Consider the following 14,443-nt stretch of genomic DNA (forward strand, 5'->3'; position numbering starts at 1 on the left):
GTATCGTCGAAAGAAGCGATCTTGCGTCCCACCTCATTCCGTTCTGGAATGGGCCATGCAGACACCGCGCCGCTTTCTTCCTTCCATCAGCTTGCTCAGCGCCTTCGAAGCGGCCGCTCGAACCGGCAGTTTCACGGCAGCCGCCTACGAGCTGAGCCTGACGCAGAGCGCCGTGAGCCGGCAGATTAAGGCGTTGGAAGACCAGCTCAACGTCCAGCTGTTCCTGCGCGAGCGCCAGACGGTTCGGCTGACGCCGGCGGGCGAGGCCTATTCCCGCGATATCAGGGATGCGTTGCGGCGCATATCGACGGCGTCGCTCAATATTCGGGCCAACCCGTTCGGCGGCACGCTCAATCTCGCGATCCTGCCGACCTTCGGAACGCGGTGGCTCGCGCCGAGGCTACCCGATTTTCTGGCGTCGAACCCGGGGATCACGATGAATCTCGCGACGCGTCTCGTGGAGTTCGATTTCCGGCTCGACACGATGGACGCGGCCATTCATTTCGGCGTGCCCAACTGGCCCGGTACGCATCATCTCGAACTGATGGCGGAGGAGGTGGTGCCGGTCGCCAGCCCGGACTTTGCCGCGCGGCATCCGGCGAATGGCGATCCGGCCGCGCTTCGACAGCTTCCGCTCCTCCATATCACGTCGCGCCCGGCGGCTTGGGAGCAATGGTTCGCGGCCCATGATGTCGCGACCGATGGCGTCACGGGCATGTTGTTCGACCAGTTCGCGACCATCGCACAAGCGGCGATGGTGGGATTGGGCGTTGCACTCCTTCCCAGCTTTCTCATCGCCAAGGAGATCGAGCGCGGCGAACTCGTACCGCTCTTCGATCGGCCGATGCGCTCTGCGGAAGCCTATCATCTCGTCTGGCCGAAGGAGCGTGATCCATTCCCGCCGCTCAAGGCTTTTCGGGACTGGCTCGCTGCTGTCACGAAGGCGAGCGAGCCGATCACCTGACGGCGGCATGGCACGTCGGCAGGAAGAGATGGCGTGCGGCGACGCCGTCAGCCGCGTTGCAGCAGGCGCTCGATCGCCGCTCTGAGGAAGACGGGCGAAGAGGGCTTGGCGCAGACCATGGCGGCGGGATAGCGCGCGAGAAGCTTCTTCTCGTCCGCATGTCCGGAATGGAAGATGATCGGGATGCTGGCTTCCTTCAGGCGATCCGCCGCCGGATAGACCTCGCCATCCAGAAGCTGAACGTCCAGAATCGCGCAGGTCGGCAATTGGCAATCGATGGCGGCCAAGGCCTCGCGAACCGTCATATAGGGACCGTCCACATGATGGCCGATATCCTCGATGATGTCTTGAAGGTCCATCGCGACGAAGAGTTCGTCTTCGACGATCATCACCGAATTAGTCATCGGCCAGCACCGACTGGGGCAGGCGCAGCGTCAGGCAGAAGCTCGACCTGTCGAACTGGCGCTCCAGAACCGCGTCCAGCTGCTTGGCGGACGTCTCCATCAGAAGCGTACCGAAGCCATTGCCTTGTGACGGCTCGCTTTCGTAGTCCATGCATTCTTTCCACTCGAGCACGACGCCGTTTTCGCTTCTTTGCCATCTAACGGAGAGCGACGCTTTGTCACGGCCCAGCGCGCCGTATTTCACGGAATTCGTCGCCCACTCGTGAAGAATGAGCGCCAATGGCGAGACATGCCGCCAACTGATCGGGACAGCAGGCCCTTCGAACTGCACCGGGATATGGTCCCGGTAGGGTGAGAGCGTTGCCGCGACGAGGGCGGACAGCTCGCTAACGGCGGCGGAGCCGGTGGGCGAGGCCAGCGAATGGGCGCGCCCCAGCGCCATGATGCGCTCTCGCATGTCGGCCGCGAAGGAGCGTGTGTCCTGGTGCGTGCGCGCACCCGCCGAGATCATTCCGCCGATAATGGCGAAGAGGTTCTTCACGCGGTGGTTCATCTCGCGCAGCATCAGCTCGCGCGTTTCCGCCAAGGCGAATTCGGGCGTCACGTCGATCGAGACGCCGACGATCCGCCGCTCGCCCTGTGTCGTGACGGTGCGCCCGATGCTGCGGACCCAGCGATACTGCTCCGCTTCGCCGCGAATGCGAAACCGCGCCTCGAAATCCTGCAGGTCGTCCGCCGCCAGATTCAGCCGCTCGGCGACCATGGGCCAGTCGTCTATGGCGATCTGCGCGCGCAAATCCGACAGGCGATGGGATTCGGCCTCGCTCATGCTGAGCATGGTTCGGGCTGCCGTATCGAGCTTCAACGTGTCGAGGGCGGGCGTGAACTCCCAGATGCCGATGCCGCCCGCCTTCAAGGCCAGATCCAGCCGGTCCCGCTCGGCCGCGAGCTGACGCTCCAGCGACAAGGCCTCGGTGATGTCGGTGAGAACCAGCGATGCGCCGTCGATCGCGCCGGTCTGCGTGCGATAGGGCATGACACGTAGCGACAGGGTGCGTTGGCCATCGCGCGTGGAGACGCGCCGCTGGACCACCGGCCCGCCATCGGCCACCTGCCTTGCATCCGTCAGATAGGCATTGCCGGCGATCTGGCTGGCAACATCCGCCAGAGGACGACCGCGATCGCTCGGCTGAAGTGGAAAAATCGAGGTCGCGGCGCGGGTGAAGCTGCGAACGCGCATTTGATGGTCGAGAACGACGACGGAAAGCTCGGTGGAATCGTAGAAATTGCGCAGGTCGGAATTGGCGAGGGTCAGCTGATCGACCTTGACCTTCAGCTCGTCATTGACGGTCGAAAGCTCTTCGTTGGTCGATTGGAGCTCCTCGTTCATCGACATCATTTCTTCATTGGAGCTTTTCAACTCCTCGTTCGCCGTTTCCAGCTCTTCGACGGCCGAGCGCAGGCGATGCCGCGTCAGCCGGAGCTCGTCCTCCAGAACTTCGATATGATCGTCGCCGACATTCATCTCAACGAGGTCGGGATCGCTGGTCGGGCGGAAACTGCCGGCGTCGCGCACCACCAGAAGCAGTGTGGCATCGGGCAGGGGATCGCAGATCACCTCGACGGGCTGGACGCCGTATTCGGAGGCGACGTCGATGTCACGCGCCACGAGACGCTTTCTCGTATCGCGCACTTGGCGGATCAGCGGCCCGATCACCTCGCGCAGGCCGGAGCGCGCCAGCGTGATGGCGCTGATGCCGCCCGAGCGGGTTACGGGAAAGTCGAAATAGCGGCTGAGGCGGCCATAGGCGGCGATGATGCCGCCGTCATGATCGAGCACCATGCTGGGCGGCGCGTAGCGATCCACGACCCGGCGCACGGCGATCGTCTCGTCGGCAACGGTCAGCCCGGCCGGACGCTCGTCTCGGTCGCCGCGCCGGGTTTCGTGTCGGCGTGAGCCGCTCGGCAGGTCGATCGGATATTTTGGGGAACCCGGCGAGCGCGTGAAAATCCGTGCCTGATGATCGATCGTCGGAAAAAGCTGGTCGAACCGGCCGACGCTTTCGGAGGGTCCCAGGAACAGAAACCCACCCGGCCGCACGGCATAATGAAACAGCGGCAGGACGGACTGCTGGAGCCGCTCGTCGAAGTAGATCAGGAGATTGCGGCAGGATAGGAGATCGATCCGCGAGAAGGGCGGGTCTTTCACCAGACTATGGCTGGAGAAACGGATGAGATCGCGGATCTCAGCCGTGATCGTGAACCGCTCCGCATGAAGCATGGTGTAGCGTTCACGCAGCGAGATCGGAATATCGGCGAGGGCGGAGGCCGGATAGGACGCCTCGCGTGCGATCTGGAGCATCTGCTCGTCGATATCGGTCGCGAAGATCTGGACGGCCAGCGGAACGCCGAGGACGCGCGCCGCTTCCGCGAAAAGCATGGCGATACTGTAGGCTTCCTCGCCGCTGGAGCACCCGGGAACCCAGACGCGCAAATCCTCGTCGCTGTCGCGCGAGCGCATCAAGGGCTCGATCGCCTGCACGCGCAGCGTCTCGAAGAAGTCCGGGTCGCGGAAAAAGCGCGTGACGTTGATCAGGAGATCGCGAAACAGAGCCTCGCATTCGGCGCCGTCGCTGCGAATGCGCGCGAGATAGGCGCGCCCGGAACTGATGCCGAGAACATGCATCCGCCGCTCGACCCGGCGCACGAAGGTCGTGCGCTTGTAGCCCGTGAAGTCGTGTCCGACCGTGGTGCGCAGCACCCGGCAGAGATCATCGACGTGATCGGCGACGAGTTCGGCTTCGTCATCGGAGCCGTCTAAGCCGCGTCGGTTGAAGAAGGCCGACAGGCAAGCCAGGATTTCGCCCGGTCGCTTTACGAAATCCACGAGGCCCGTTCCGACGGCCGACACCGGCATTCCATCGTAGCGGGCCGACTGAGGATCCTGCACCACGCAGACGCCGCCATGCTCCTTGATGGCGCGCAGGCCCGTCGTCCCGTCCGCCCCGGTGCCGGACAGGATCACGCAGGCCGCGTTCCCTTGCTGGTCGCTGGCGAGCGAGATGAAGAAGTCGTCGATCGGCCGGCGCAGGCCGCGCGGCTGCGCGAAGCTGGTCAGCTCCAGCACGCCTTCGCTGATCGCAAGGCCTCGGCCGGGCGGAATGATATAGACCTTATCGGCTTGAAGCCGCTCGCCGCCCTCGCATTGCAGGACTTCCAGATCCGTGTGCCGATCCAGAAGCTGCGCCAACATGCTTTCATGGTTGGGGTCGAGATGCTGGACGACGACAAAGGTCATGCCGGTCGGCGCATGGGCGGCCGAGAGCATCTCGCGTAGCGCTTCGAGCCCGCCGGCAGACGCGCCGATGCCGACGATCGGGAGGAGGGGCTCGGTTCGTCGGTCCTGCGCGCGGTCGTTGCTCATCGAATTCGCCTCGGACCGATCAAAGGCCATCGACGGTCTGAAGATCGGCCAGCGTCAATTTGGCTTGCGCAATCGTGGAGGCGGTGTTGGCGATCACCATCAATGAGCCATCGAGGGCGAGGCCACTTTCGGCAAGGGCAGGGCTCAGACGGCTCAAGGCCGCGCTGAGATGCTCGTCATATTGGGCGAGCCTGTCGGGGTGGGAGCGGCTGACGTCATATTGCGAGGCGAAGATGAAGCGCACCTTGCCCGAACGTTCCCGCAGCTTGGACATATAGAGAAGATTGATGAAGGGCTGCCCGTCCTTGCGGAAGTTCACGATGGAGGAGCGCACCGTGTCGTGCTGAGGATGGCGCAGAAACGCATGAATGCGCGCCTTTGCGTCCTCGTTTTCGGCCTCATGCTGCAGGAAGCGACAATTGCGCCCGACCACCTCGCTTGCATCGTAACCCGTGAGTTGGGAAAAGGCCCGATTGACCAGAACCAGCGGATTGTCGCCGCTGGCGGAGGCCAAAGCGAGCGCGATCGTCGCGCGCTCGAAATACTCGTTCAGTTCGGCCGGGATGGGGAAGGCTGGCACGGATGGGCTTCCATTCAAATCTGCCTTTGCACATAGCGGACTGGAAGCAGATCGGAAAGCTTGGTCAGCATATCGATACGTCAGGTCAGCCGAGCCAGTCGCTTGGGGCTCACCGACGCGAAGCACCCGTCCAGCCTTGATCTGCGATCATGATCTGTCCGTGAGCCGGCGGGGTGAAACCACACGAATACGCGAGAGCTGGCCCGGGCGACCGCCGAATGGCTCGCCCCGGCTACCGGCCCCGATGGACATGCCGGCCCAGGACATCCCGACATTACCAGCCATAACTGAAGGTCGCTCCGCTCTGGCCATTGCCATTCTGAACAACCGCGTCCCGCGCGTTCCTGCCGTACTGAAATAGCGCATAGGCATTGTCGTTGCCGTTTTGCTGAAGCGTACCGGAATGACCGTTGCCGCGCTGCTGGATCAAGCCGATATTGCCCCGTCCGCGCTGCGCCAGACCGGCCGCATTGCCGTATCCGCGCTGGTCGATATTGCCGCCGCGAAGGTCGCGGGCGATGGAGTAGAGCCGCATTCCCGTCGAAAGCGCCTCTGCGGCTCCCCGATCGGACGGGGCGAGCGACCAGGAAACCTGACCGCCGGCTTGGGCGGGAAGGGTCGAAAGGCCCTGGCCGAGGCCCGCAAAGGCGAGGGCGATCACGAGGGGTTTGAACGAGCTGGTTTTCATGTCGATCTCCACCATCCGGCTCTTCCGGCCGATGAGAAGAGATTCGCATCCGGCCGCTGAACCGGATCGGAATCCGCCGTTCAAATTGCATTCATTCCTTTTGAAGGCGAACGATCAGACCGAAGGGCGAAACGCAAAAAGGCGCCGGAATCGGCGCCTTCGTCCCATGACATCTTGGCTTGGGTCAATCAGATCCGGCCGCTCACACGCTCATTGCAGGAGATCGTCTTTCCCGCGACCGTGACGTCCAGCGACACGTCATAAAGCGCGCCTTTGCTGGAGAGCGTCACGGAGCCGAGCGTCGCCGTCTTGCCGGCCTTGGTCTCGAACGGGCCGCCCTGCGTCAGTTGCGTGCCCCCGCCGCTGCCCGAGCCTTCGATCTCTAGGGAATAGCGGCCGCTCACGCTCTTGTCGGTTTCGACAAGCGCTTCCAACGCCAGAAGCCCCCCTTGAGGCGTCGCCCGGATTTCGCAGCGAACGGGCGCGCCGCTCGGGGTGGCCGAGCCGGACATGGCAGCCCAGGCCGCGGCCGGGGCGAGAACGAGACCCAGCGCCAGAAGAGTCCGGCGCGACGGAGAGGAAAAACGAAGCATCGGTCGATCCCTAGCGGTTGGATGGCGCGATGCCGGAAAGCACCTGCAGCCTGAAAAACGGACGTGAGGCCGGCGCCCGGCTGGGCCGGGCGCGCTGGTGGATGGGAGGAAATGAGGGCTTAGTCGCAGGTCTGCACGAAGGCCGCGACATTGCCACCGCCGCCCTGTGCCACATTGGCCGAGCAACCGCGACCGACCTGCACGCCAGCGGCGATATTGCCGTTGCCGTCCTGCGTCAGGATCGAGGTGTGATTGGAGCCGAACTGACCGACACCCGCCACGTTGCGCTCGCCGCGCTGATAGGTCGAGCTCGAATGACCATAGCCCTCCTGTCCCGATGCCGAAAGGTTCTCATGGCCATATTGCTGGCCGGTCACGCGGTTAGCGCCGCCGTGCTGATAGACCCGGATGCGATTGCGCGTGCCGGCCTGCGCGCCGCCGGCCGAGTTGGACCAGCCATATTGCTCGATGCGCACATCATTGGCCGAAGCGGGCAGGGCACTGAGGAGGCCGACCAGCGAAGCGAGGGCGAGGGAGGCAAGGGACTTGGCGATCATGGGAGGCGTCTCCAGAAGAGGGCGAACCGTTTGTTCACGCCCCCTTTCTGCGCCTTCTCGCCGGAACCCTCCCTGAAGGGCATGTTCAGATGTCGTTCACTCGTCAGGCTGCCGCAGAATGCTGACAGCCCGTCGTTTCAGCGAGCTTCGGCCTCCGCCAGCGCGGACAGAAGCTTGCGTGCATCGGCCTCCCAGGTGAACGCGCGCGCGCGCGCCGGGCCGAGGTTTGCGAGCCGAGCGCGCTCGTCGCCGTCCTGATCCAGCCGGCGAATCGCTGCTGTCCAATCCGAGACCTTGTGTGGGTCAGCATAAAGCGCCGCCTCGCCGCAGGTCTCGCGAACGGCGGCCGCGGTGGAGGCGATCACCGGGCAGCCGCAGCTCATGGCTTCCAGTGGCGGCAGGCCGAATCCTTCAAAGAAGGAGGGGAACAGAAGCGCCCGCGCATGGGCGTAAAGCGTCTTCAACTCGGCGTCGGTGACGCGGCCGAGGAATTCGGAATTGGGCGTCTGGGGTAGGGAGGACTGGGCGAAGACGCGGGGATTGCCGCCACCTGCCACGATCAGCCGCTCGATGCCCGCGGCCGCCGCCGCTTCGAGGGCGGTGCGAATGTTCTTATGAGCGCTGAGGCTGCCCAGCATCATGAAATACGGCTTCTCGCGAAGCTGCCAGCGTTCCACGGCCGTTTCGTCCGGCTCGACGCGGTTCATGTGATCGCAGCCATTGGGCAAGACCGTGATCTTGCCCTTGGGCGCGACGCCGTAATGTTCCAGCATCTCCTTGGAGAACTCGGAAACCGTGCCGACCACGGCAGAACGCCGAGCGGCCAGAGGAAGCAGCACGCGATAGACCAGACGGAAGCTGCGTGAATAGGATTCTGGCGTCTGATAAACCTGCGCGTCGTGGATCAGCACCATGTTGCGCCGACGAAGGGCCGGCGCAGTGTTACAGAGGTTGACGAGCCAGCGCCGGCCAGCAGCCGAAGAGAGTTCGGTCTGTTCCCATGCGTGGCCGCCTCGCTTGCCGACGATGCGCGTCCCGATGTGCTTCAGCGGCAGGCTTCGCTCCTGCGAGGGAGGGACGAGAAGCTCGGCACGAAAGGGCGGATGGTCGCTCCCTTTACGCTCCAGAAGTTCGTCGAGCGCCAGGATGATTTCCTCCGCCACGCGATCGACGCCGGTCGGCTGGCGCGTCAGGAAGCGTCCGTTGAGAGCGATGTCGATCATAGCGTGTCATACCCTTGCCGCGCAGCCTCGAGCAGGCGCGCCGATTGGCGGGAGAGGCTCAGGCCTCGCCCGTTCCGCGAATGCTTCCGCCCGCGTTCAAGGGGTGGCGGTCTGCGCTTCGGCGCGAACCGAGGATGTGCGCCCCCGGTTGGTGTCCAAACGAATTTCGATCGTGTCGCGGCTGGCGAGCGGTGCGTCGAGATCGATCCGGACGGGCTGCCCGCCCCAGGGCGTGCGGTAGACCTCGAGATTGACCGCCAGATCGCCATTGCGCTCGATCGCGTTGCTGGGGGCGATCAGCGTCGCCTCGCGCAGCAGATCGCCCGCGACGCGAATATCGCGCTGGGCCTTATCCAGTTCGGCGCGCGTCGTCTGCAACTCGTTGGACGTATCGATGCGGAAGGACGTATCGACATCCAGAATGCCGCGCTCGCTTTCGTTGACCGCGAGGTTGGCGTTCAACGTGCCGAGGTCGAGATCGAGCCGACGGCTTTCGAGATCGGTCAGCGTCCGCTCCAGCCCAGTCGAGCGTCCGGCGACGGCCAGACCTCTATCCACAAGCTTGTTCACGTCCTTCAACTCGTTGCGCGTCAGCTCGATCTGCCGGTCGAGATTGGTCTTCATATCGGCAAAGGTCTTGATCTGGTCCCGCGCCAGATCGCGCCGATCCTGGAAGCTCTTGATGCGGGACTGGCGCACCTGCGCGCGCGTCTCACGGATCGACTCTTCCTCGCTTAGAAGATCGGCTGGAATACCCTCGACGGATTCCGTCTTCTCGGACGTCACGCCTTCCGCGCCGATCTCCTGTTCGAGACGATGGATCTTGGCGCGCAGACGGTTGGCGCGATCGCGCGCGTCGTCCAGTGTTCCGGCTGTGGTGATCGCGTCCCGCTCCAGCCGCATTTCGACGCCCGCGCCTCGGAACAGGCCGCCGGCCAGCGCGATCGCCTGACGAACGGTCATGCCCGGCACGTAGGGAACCGAGCCCGGCGTCGCGACGGCGCCCAGAATATAGATCGGCGCGCGTTGCGTGATCTGAACCTGCACATCAGGCGCCTCCGGCAGGCTCATGCGCTCCTGCAACTTGGCAGAAATGCGCGCCGAGAGCGTGTCACGATCGAGATCGGCCAGCGACACTTCGCCCAGAAAAGGGATAGAGATCGTCAGATTGGCGCTGACGGCGTAATTGCCGCTGAGCGCCGACCACTCGCGATATTCGCCTCGTGCGGGCAGCCATTCCGTCACCTTGATCGAGACCGTATCGAGCGCGTTGAAATCCGCCGCCCGCGCTGCGCCGAGCGATGTGGAGGCGAGCCCGAGCGCGAGCGTCAAGGAGGCAATCTTCAGGAGACCGGAACGGGCCATTCTCATCTTTCGTCGAATCACGCGAGTCCAGCCTCGCCGAATGCCGGATGGCGGAAGAACCAAGGGTGCTTCCTTATCGTAGGTTTTGTCCGCCCTTAACACAATTCCAAGAGGCCGAGCACCACGCCAGCCCAAAAACGCGTTTCATCACTAACATCGGCGAATATGTCGTGTCGAAAAGACCCGCAACATAGGAAGAATTTGGTTCAATTGACTGGGTGTCCGCCTTCTACTGCCCCCGTGCCTCGTTGCGTGCAACGAGCGAGAGGGCGTCATTCGGATAGTTGTTCGAACGCCAAGCTTTGACGCGACTTTGCGGTCAAACGACGACTGTCAGAACGGGAGCGCGAATTGCGCCGCACCGGCTTCGCCGGGTGCGTCGCTGCCCGTCAGCGCGGACAAGGAAACGCCGAGTAGGCGCACGCCGCGCGAATCCAGCGGGCGGTCATGAAGCAGCCGAAAGGCGATACCCTCCATTTCGGACCTGCTGGCCACCGGCAGCAGGACGGACTGGCTGCGGGTGATCTGCCGGAAGTCGGCATATTTGATCTTGAGCGTGACGGTTCGCCCGCGAAAACCGGAGCTTTCGCATGCGCGCCAGACCTTATCGAGGATCGGCTCCAGAGCGGCCCGCATCTCGTCCGTCTGGAAGAGATCGGCCGCGAAGGTGTTTTCGGCGCCGACCGACTTTCTGATGCGGTCGGCCCGTACCGGACGCTGATCGATGCCCCGCGAGATGCCGAAATAATAAGGGCCGCTTTTGCCGAAATGCTCCTGAAGGAAGGCGAGTGGACAATCGCGAAGGTCGGCTCCGGTGCGAATGCCGAGCCGCTCCATTTTGGCTGCGGTCGCGGGACCGACGCCGTGAAAGCGACCGACCGGCAGCGCCTCGACGAATTCCGCGCCAGTAGCGGGCGTGATGACAAAGAGCCCGTCCGGCTTGCGGTGGTCGGAGGCGAGCTTGGCGAGGAACTTGTTGTAGGACACGCCGGCGGAGGCCGTCAGCCCCGTCACCTCTCGGATCCGCACCCGGATCAACTCGGCGATCATGGTTGCCGATCGGATGCCCTGCAAGTTTTCGGTGACGTCGAGATAGGCCTCGTCCAATGAAAGAGGCTCGATGACCGGCGTGTGTTCGGCGAAGATCGCGCGAATCTGGCTCGAGACCGCTTTGTAGACGTCGAAACGCGGCTTCACGAAAACGAGGTCGGGGCATTTGCGCCGAGCCGTGACGGAGGGCATGGCCGAGCGCACACCAAAAGTGCGCGCCTCGTAACTGGCGGCTGCCACCACGCCGCGCTCACGCGAGCCGCCCACCGCCACCGGCCGGCCGCGCAGCGAAGGGTCGTCGCGCTGCTCCACCGAGGCGTAGAAGGCGTCCATGTCGATATGGATGATCTTGCGCGCATAGGGCGAGGGTTCCAGCGCGTCCCTGCCGGCGACAGGACCGGACGCGAGCGCAACGGCGTCGCCTCGCATGCCTTCGTGCTTGTCCTCTGCCTGCGCCACGTGCAACTCGACCGCCTTCGTTCGCGAGGCAACGCGTGACGGATGGGTCCGACTCAACGCGCCTCTCGTCAGACGTAGCGCGTTTCGTGTCTGGAACAAAGGAGGAACTTGTGGGATCTCAGGCGTAGCGCCGCGCGCCGGCCACGCAGGCGACGACCAGAGCTGTGGACGCGATCATGCTCCAAGCGACGGGCTCGCCCAACAGGAGACCCGCCAGCGCAAGGCCGAAAAAGGGTTGCAGAAGCTGCAACTGGCCCACCCCTGCGATACCGCCCAGCGCCAAGCCACGATACCAGAAGACGAAGCCGATCAGCATGCTGAACACGGAGACATAGAAGAGCCCGGCCCAGGCAACGGCCGGAACGTCGTCGAATGTCTTCGGCAGCGTTGCCAAGCTCAGAAGCGCCATGGCGGGCAGGGCCACGAGCAAGGCCCAGGAAATGACCTGCCAGCCGCCCATTTGTCGCGTCAGCACCGCGCCTTCGGCATAGCCGAGGCTGCACAGCAGGATCGCGGCCAACATCAGAGCATCCCCGAAGCCCGAGCCTTCGCCCGGTTGCAGCAAGGCGAACCCCGCGACCGATAGAGCGCCGACAATCGAGAATATCCAGAACGGCGCGCGCGGCCGCTCTCCGCCCCGCAGGACTCCAAATAGAGCCGTCGCCAGCGGGAGAAGCCCGATGAAGACGATCGAATGGGCCGACGTCATCTGACGAAGCGCAAGCGCCGTCAGGAGGGGGAAACCCAGGACGACACCGCCCGCGACGATCGCGAGGCGGGCGATCTCAGCCTGTGTCGGACGTCGCTGACGAGAGATGAAAAGCACCAAGGCCGCGAGACATCCGGCGATCACCGCGCGGGACGAAGTGAGGAAGAGCGGCGAGAAGCCGCCCACGGCCACGCGAGTCGCCGGCAGCGAACCGCTGAAGATGATGACGCCAAGCAGACCGCTGCCCCAACCCGAACCGAACTGTTTCATACGACCTCCACTTGAAGAATTCGTATGATCAAAAAGGAAGTTTCGTGGGAGATACGATTTTCTCTAACCGCATCAAACTGTATGGCTCCTCTGAGCGTACGATGGACGGGGTGTGGCATGACGCGGACTGACGAGCTGGTGGACGATGTCAGGCGCCGTATTGCCTCGGGCCAATTGATGGCCGGCGAGAGACTGCCGTCGGTCCGCCGTCATGCCATCGCGATGGGTGTGTCGCCGTCCACGGTGGTCGAGGCCTATGATCGTCTGGTGGCGGAGGGCGCGATCCGCTCGCGGCCGGGGTCTGGCTTCTATGTCGCGGGCGCGTCCACACCCTTTGCGCTTCAGGAGCCGAGGCCGGATCTCGAACGTGCGGTCGATCCGCTCTGGGTATCCCGGCAATCGCTGGATGCGGATGCTGCCACGGCGCGACCGGGCTGCGGATGGCTGCCGGCCGACTGGATGCCGGACGAGGCGCTTCGGCGCTCGCTGCGCCGTGTCGCCAAAGGTGGGCTGGACGGCCTCGTTGACTACGCGATGACGCGGGGTTCAGCCGCGCTGCGCCGTAGTCTCGCTCGCCAATTCTCCCAGGAGGGGCTGGATATCGAGCCCGATCGAATCCTCCTCGCCGTCTCGGGCACGCAGGCGGTCGATCTCGTCTGCCGCTTTCTGCTGCAACCCGGCGATACGGTGCTTCTGGATGATCCCTGCTACTTCAATTTTCAGGCCTTGATGCGCGCGCATCGGGTCAAGGTCGTGAGCGTGCCCTATACGCCGAGCGGGCCGGACCCCGAGCGCTTCGCCGAACTGGCGCGCGAGCATGCGCCGAAGCTCTATCTGACCAACTCGGCGATCCACAATCCGACCGGGGCGACGCCATCCCCGGCGGTTCTCCATCGCCTGCTGCTGGCCGCCGCGGCCTATGACGTGACAATCGTCGAGGATGATATTTTCGCCGATTTCGAACCCGAGCCGACGCCGCGTCTGGCCGCGCTGGACGGTCTCGAACGGGTCATCCGGGTCGGCAGCTTCTCCAAGACCCTGTCGGCATCAGCCCGCTGCGGCTATATCGCCGCGCGGGCCGACTGGATCGAGGCGCTGATCGATCTCCAGGTCGCGACGAATTTCGGCGGCCCCAGTCCCTTGGTGACCGATATCGTGCAGGGCGTTCTGGCTGATGGAAGCTACCACAAGCATGTGCTGGCGCTGCGGGGCCGGCTGGCCAAGCGGCGCAAGGAGGTCGGCGCGCAACTGGACGCCATGGACGTTCGGCCCTGGACGCAGCCGCGCGGCGGTTTCTCGCTCTGGTGCCGCCTGCCGGACGGGCGTGACGCCACGGATCTCGCCAAGGCGGCGCTGCGCGACGGCATCGTGCTCGCGCCCGGCAATGTCTTCAGCCCGTCTTTGGGCGCGCCCGACCTGATGCGCTTCAATGTCACGCAGATGCCGCCGGCCGTTCTGGACTGGTTGCGGCGGACGCTCTCCGCACCGATCTGACACCGCCATTCGCAGCGGCAGGAGATGAGGGGTTTCAAGAGCGGAGCGCGGCCGTTCGCGTCGAGGGCGGGAGGAGCACGTCGCGAATCTTGCGCAGGGCTTCGTCCTTCGGCGTGCCGTAGGGGATCATGCCCTGGAGCCGTCCGTTGGCGCCGATGAGCAGCAGCGATGTCGAGTGGCGCATGTGATAGTCGCCGTCTTCCTCGCCGGTCTTGCGCGCGTAGACCATCCAGGCCTTTGAGGCCTTTTCCATCTCGGCCGCGCTGCCGGTGATACCGATGATCCGATCCGAGATCGAGGCGACATAGGGTCCGAGAACGTCGAGCGTGTCGCGCTCGGGGTCCACCGTGAAGAACAAAGCCTGGATCGACTGACCCGCCGGCCCGAGATCGCGCAGCCAATCCGCCAGTTCGATCAGCGTCGTCGGACAGACATCGGGGCAGTTCGTGTAGCCGAAATAGACGATCGACGGCCGGCCTTTGAAGATCGTCTGATCGACCTTGGCCCCGCGCGTGTCACTCAAGGTGAAGGGCTCGTCGGGCGCGCCCCGCGCCGGCTGTTGACTGAGCATCCAGCCGATCAGCCCGAGAAGCACGACCACGAGGGCACCGGCGCCGCCAAGGGCAAGGGTCCGGTTCGCGTTGGACGAGGTCATGGTTTTGT

13 protein-coding genes are annotated in these 14,443 nt (G+C 64.3%); 2 read left to right on the plus strand and 11 right to left on the minus strand.

Translation table 11 applies throughout. The features are described from left to right. Positions 1-55: 55 nt before the first annotated feature. Entirely contained in the window at positions 56-964 is a 909-nt protein-coding gene (locus AUL36_RS21175) for a LysR family transcriptional regulator (protein ID WP_062224001.1), read from the plus strand. A gap of 47 nt (positions 965-1,011) precedes the next feature. Here AUL36_RS21175 and AUL36_RS21180 read toward each other — a convergent pair whose 3' ends face one another. From AUL36_RS21180 to AUL36_RS21225, 10 genes are all read right to left on the minus strand, one after another. Beyond that, complete coding sequence (locus tag AUL36_RS21180; protein ID WP_062224003.1) at positions 1,012-1,368, minus strand: response regulator; 357 nt, start codon at positions 1,366-1,368, stop codon at positions 1,012-1,014. Further along, complete coding sequence (locus AUL36_RS21185) at positions 1,361-4,792, minus strand: chemotaxis protein CheB (protein ID WP_062224070.1); 3,432 nt, start codon at positions 4,790-4,792, stop codon at positions 1,361-1,363. The genes AUL36_RS21180 and AUL36_RS21185 overlap by 8 nt, the downstream gene beginning before the upstream one ends. 19 nt (positions 4,793-4,811) lie before the next feature. Beyond that, positions 4,812-5,372: a PAS domain-containing protein gene (locus tag AUL36_RS21190; protein WP_062224005.1), complete on the minus strand. Its 561-nt coding sequence runs from the start codon at positions 5,370-5,372 to the stop codon at positions 4,812-4,814. A 274-nt stretch (positions 5,373-5,646) separates the two neighbouring features. Continuing rightward, entirely contained in the window at positions 5,647-6,060 is a 414-nt protein-coding gene (locus tag AUL36_RS21195; protein WP_062224072.1) for a hypothetical protein, read from the minus strand. Between the two features lie 188 nt (positions 6,061-6,248). Beyond that, the gene (gene csgH / locus AUL36_RS21200; protein ID WP_058633441.1) at positions 6,249-6,653 is read right to left on the minus strand and encodes a curli-like amyloid fiber formation chaperone CsgH; all 405 of its coding nucleotides are present in this window, start codon (positions 6,651-6,653) and stop codon (positions 6,249-6,251) included. A 119-nt stretch (positions 6,654-6,772) separates the two neighbouring features. After that, positions 6,773-7,210 carry a curlin gene (locus tag AUL36_RS21205; protein WP_062224007.1) on the minus strand — a complete coding sequence of 146 codons (438 nt, stop codon included), beginning with the start codon at positions 7,208-7,210 and terminating at the stop codon, positions 6,773-6,775. Between the two features lie 137 nt (positions 7,211-7,347). Next, positions 7,348-8,433 carry a glycosyltransferase family 4 protein gene (locus AUL36_RS21210; RefSeq protein ID WP_062224009.1) on the minus strand — a complete coding sequence of 362 codons (1,086 nt, stop codon included), beginning with the start codon at positions 8,431-8,433 and terminating at the stop codon, positions 7,348-7,350. A 96-nt stretch (positions 8,434-8,529) separates the two neighbouring features. Further along, on the minus strand, positions 8,530-9,798 hold the full coding sequence (locus AUL36_RS21215) for a polysaccharide biosynthesis/export family protein (RefSeq protein ID WP_062224011.1): 1,269 nt from the start codon (positions 9,796-9,798) through the stop codon (positions 8,530-8,532). Positions 9,799-10,131: 333 nt separating this feature from the next. Continuing rightward, a complete protein-coding gene (dinB, locus tag AUL36_RS21220) occupies positions 10,132-11,277 on the minus strand; it encodes a DNA polymerase IV (protein ID WP_082655998.1) in 1,146 nt (381 codons plus the stop codon). Positions 11,278-11,425: 148 nt separating this feature from the next. Then, positions 11,426-12,286 carry a DMT family transporter gene (locus AUL36_RS21225; protein WP_062224013.1) on the minus strand — a complete coding sequence of 287 codons (861 nt, stop codon included), beginning with the start codon at positions 12,284-12,286 and terminating at the stop codon, positions 11,426-11,428. A 117-nt stretch (positions 12,287-12,403) separates the two neighbouring features. Between AUL36_RS21225 and AUL36_RS21230 the strand changes: the two genes are divergently transcribed. Then, positions 12,404-13,780, plus strand: a complete 1,377-nt coding sequence (locus tag AUL36_RS21230) for an aminotransferase-like domain-containing protein (protein ID WP_062224015.1) — start codon at positions 12,404-12,406, stop codon at positions 13,778-13,780. Between the two features lie 34 nt (positions 13,781-13,814). On the opposite strand, the gene AUL36_RS21235 is transcribed toward AUL36_RS21230, so the two are convergent. Beyond that, entirely contained in the window at positions 13,815-14,435 is a 621-nt protein-coding gene (locus tag AUL36_RS21235) for an SCO family protein (RefSeq protein WP_062224017.1), read from the minus strand. Positions 14,436-14,443: the final 8 nt, after the last annotated feature.

This window comes from Aureimonas sp. D3 (assembly GCF_001463805.1).
Classification (GTDB): domain Bacteria; phylum Pseudomonadota; class Alphaproteobacteria; order Rhizobiales; family Rhizobiaceae; genus Aureimonas; species Aureimonas ureilytica_A.

Coding starts and splice junctions, on each gene's coding strand:
- dinB (WP_082655998.1), bottom strand. CDS start 11,277: ATGCGAGGCGACGCCGTTGCGCTCGCGTCCGGTCCTGTCGCCGGCAGG.
- AUL36_RS21215 (WP_062224011.1), bottom strand. CDS start 9,798: ATGGCCCGTTCCGGTCTCCTGAAGATTGCCTCCTTGACGCTCGCGCTC.
- AUL36_RS21225 (WP_062224013.1), bottom strand. CDS start 12,286: ATGAAACAGTTCGGTTCGGGTTGGGGCAGCGGTCTGCTTGGCGTCATC.
- AUL36_RS21185 (WP_062224070.1), bottom strand. CDS start 4,792: ATGAGCAACGACCGCGCGCAGGACCGACGAACCGAGCCCCTCCTCCCG.
- AUL36_RS21235 (WP_062224017.1), bottom strand. CDS start 14,435: ATGACCTCGTCCAACGCGAACCGGACCCTTGCCCTTGGCGGCGCCGGT.
- AUL36_RS21175 (WP_062224001.1), top strand. CDS start 56: ATGCAGACACCGCGCCGCTTTCTTCCTTCCATCAGCTTGCTCAGCGCC.
- AUL36_RS21230 (WP_062224015.1), top strand. CDS start 12,404: ATGACGCGGACTGACGAGCTGGTGGACGATGTCAGGCGCCGTATTGCC.
- AUL36_RS21210 (WP_062224009.1), bottom strand. CDS start 8,433: ATGATCGACATCGCTCTCAACGGACGCTTCCTGACGCGCCAGCCGACC.
- AUL36_RS21195 (WP_062224072.1), bottom strand. CDS start 6,060: ATGAAAACCAGCTCGTTCAAACCCCTCGTGATCGCCCTCGCCTTTGCG.
- csgH (WP_058633441.1), bottom strand. CDS start 6,653: ATGCTTCGTTTTTCCTCTCCGTCGCGCCGGACTCTTCTGGCGCTGGGT.
- AUL36_RS21180 (WP_062224003.1), bottom strand. CDS start 1,368: ATGACTAATTCGGTGATGATCGTCGAAGACGAACTCTTCGTCGCGATG.
- AUL36_RS21205 (WP_062224007.1), bottom strand. CDS start 7,210: ATGATCGCCAAGTCCCTTGCCTCCCTCGCCCTCGCTTCGCTGGTCGGC.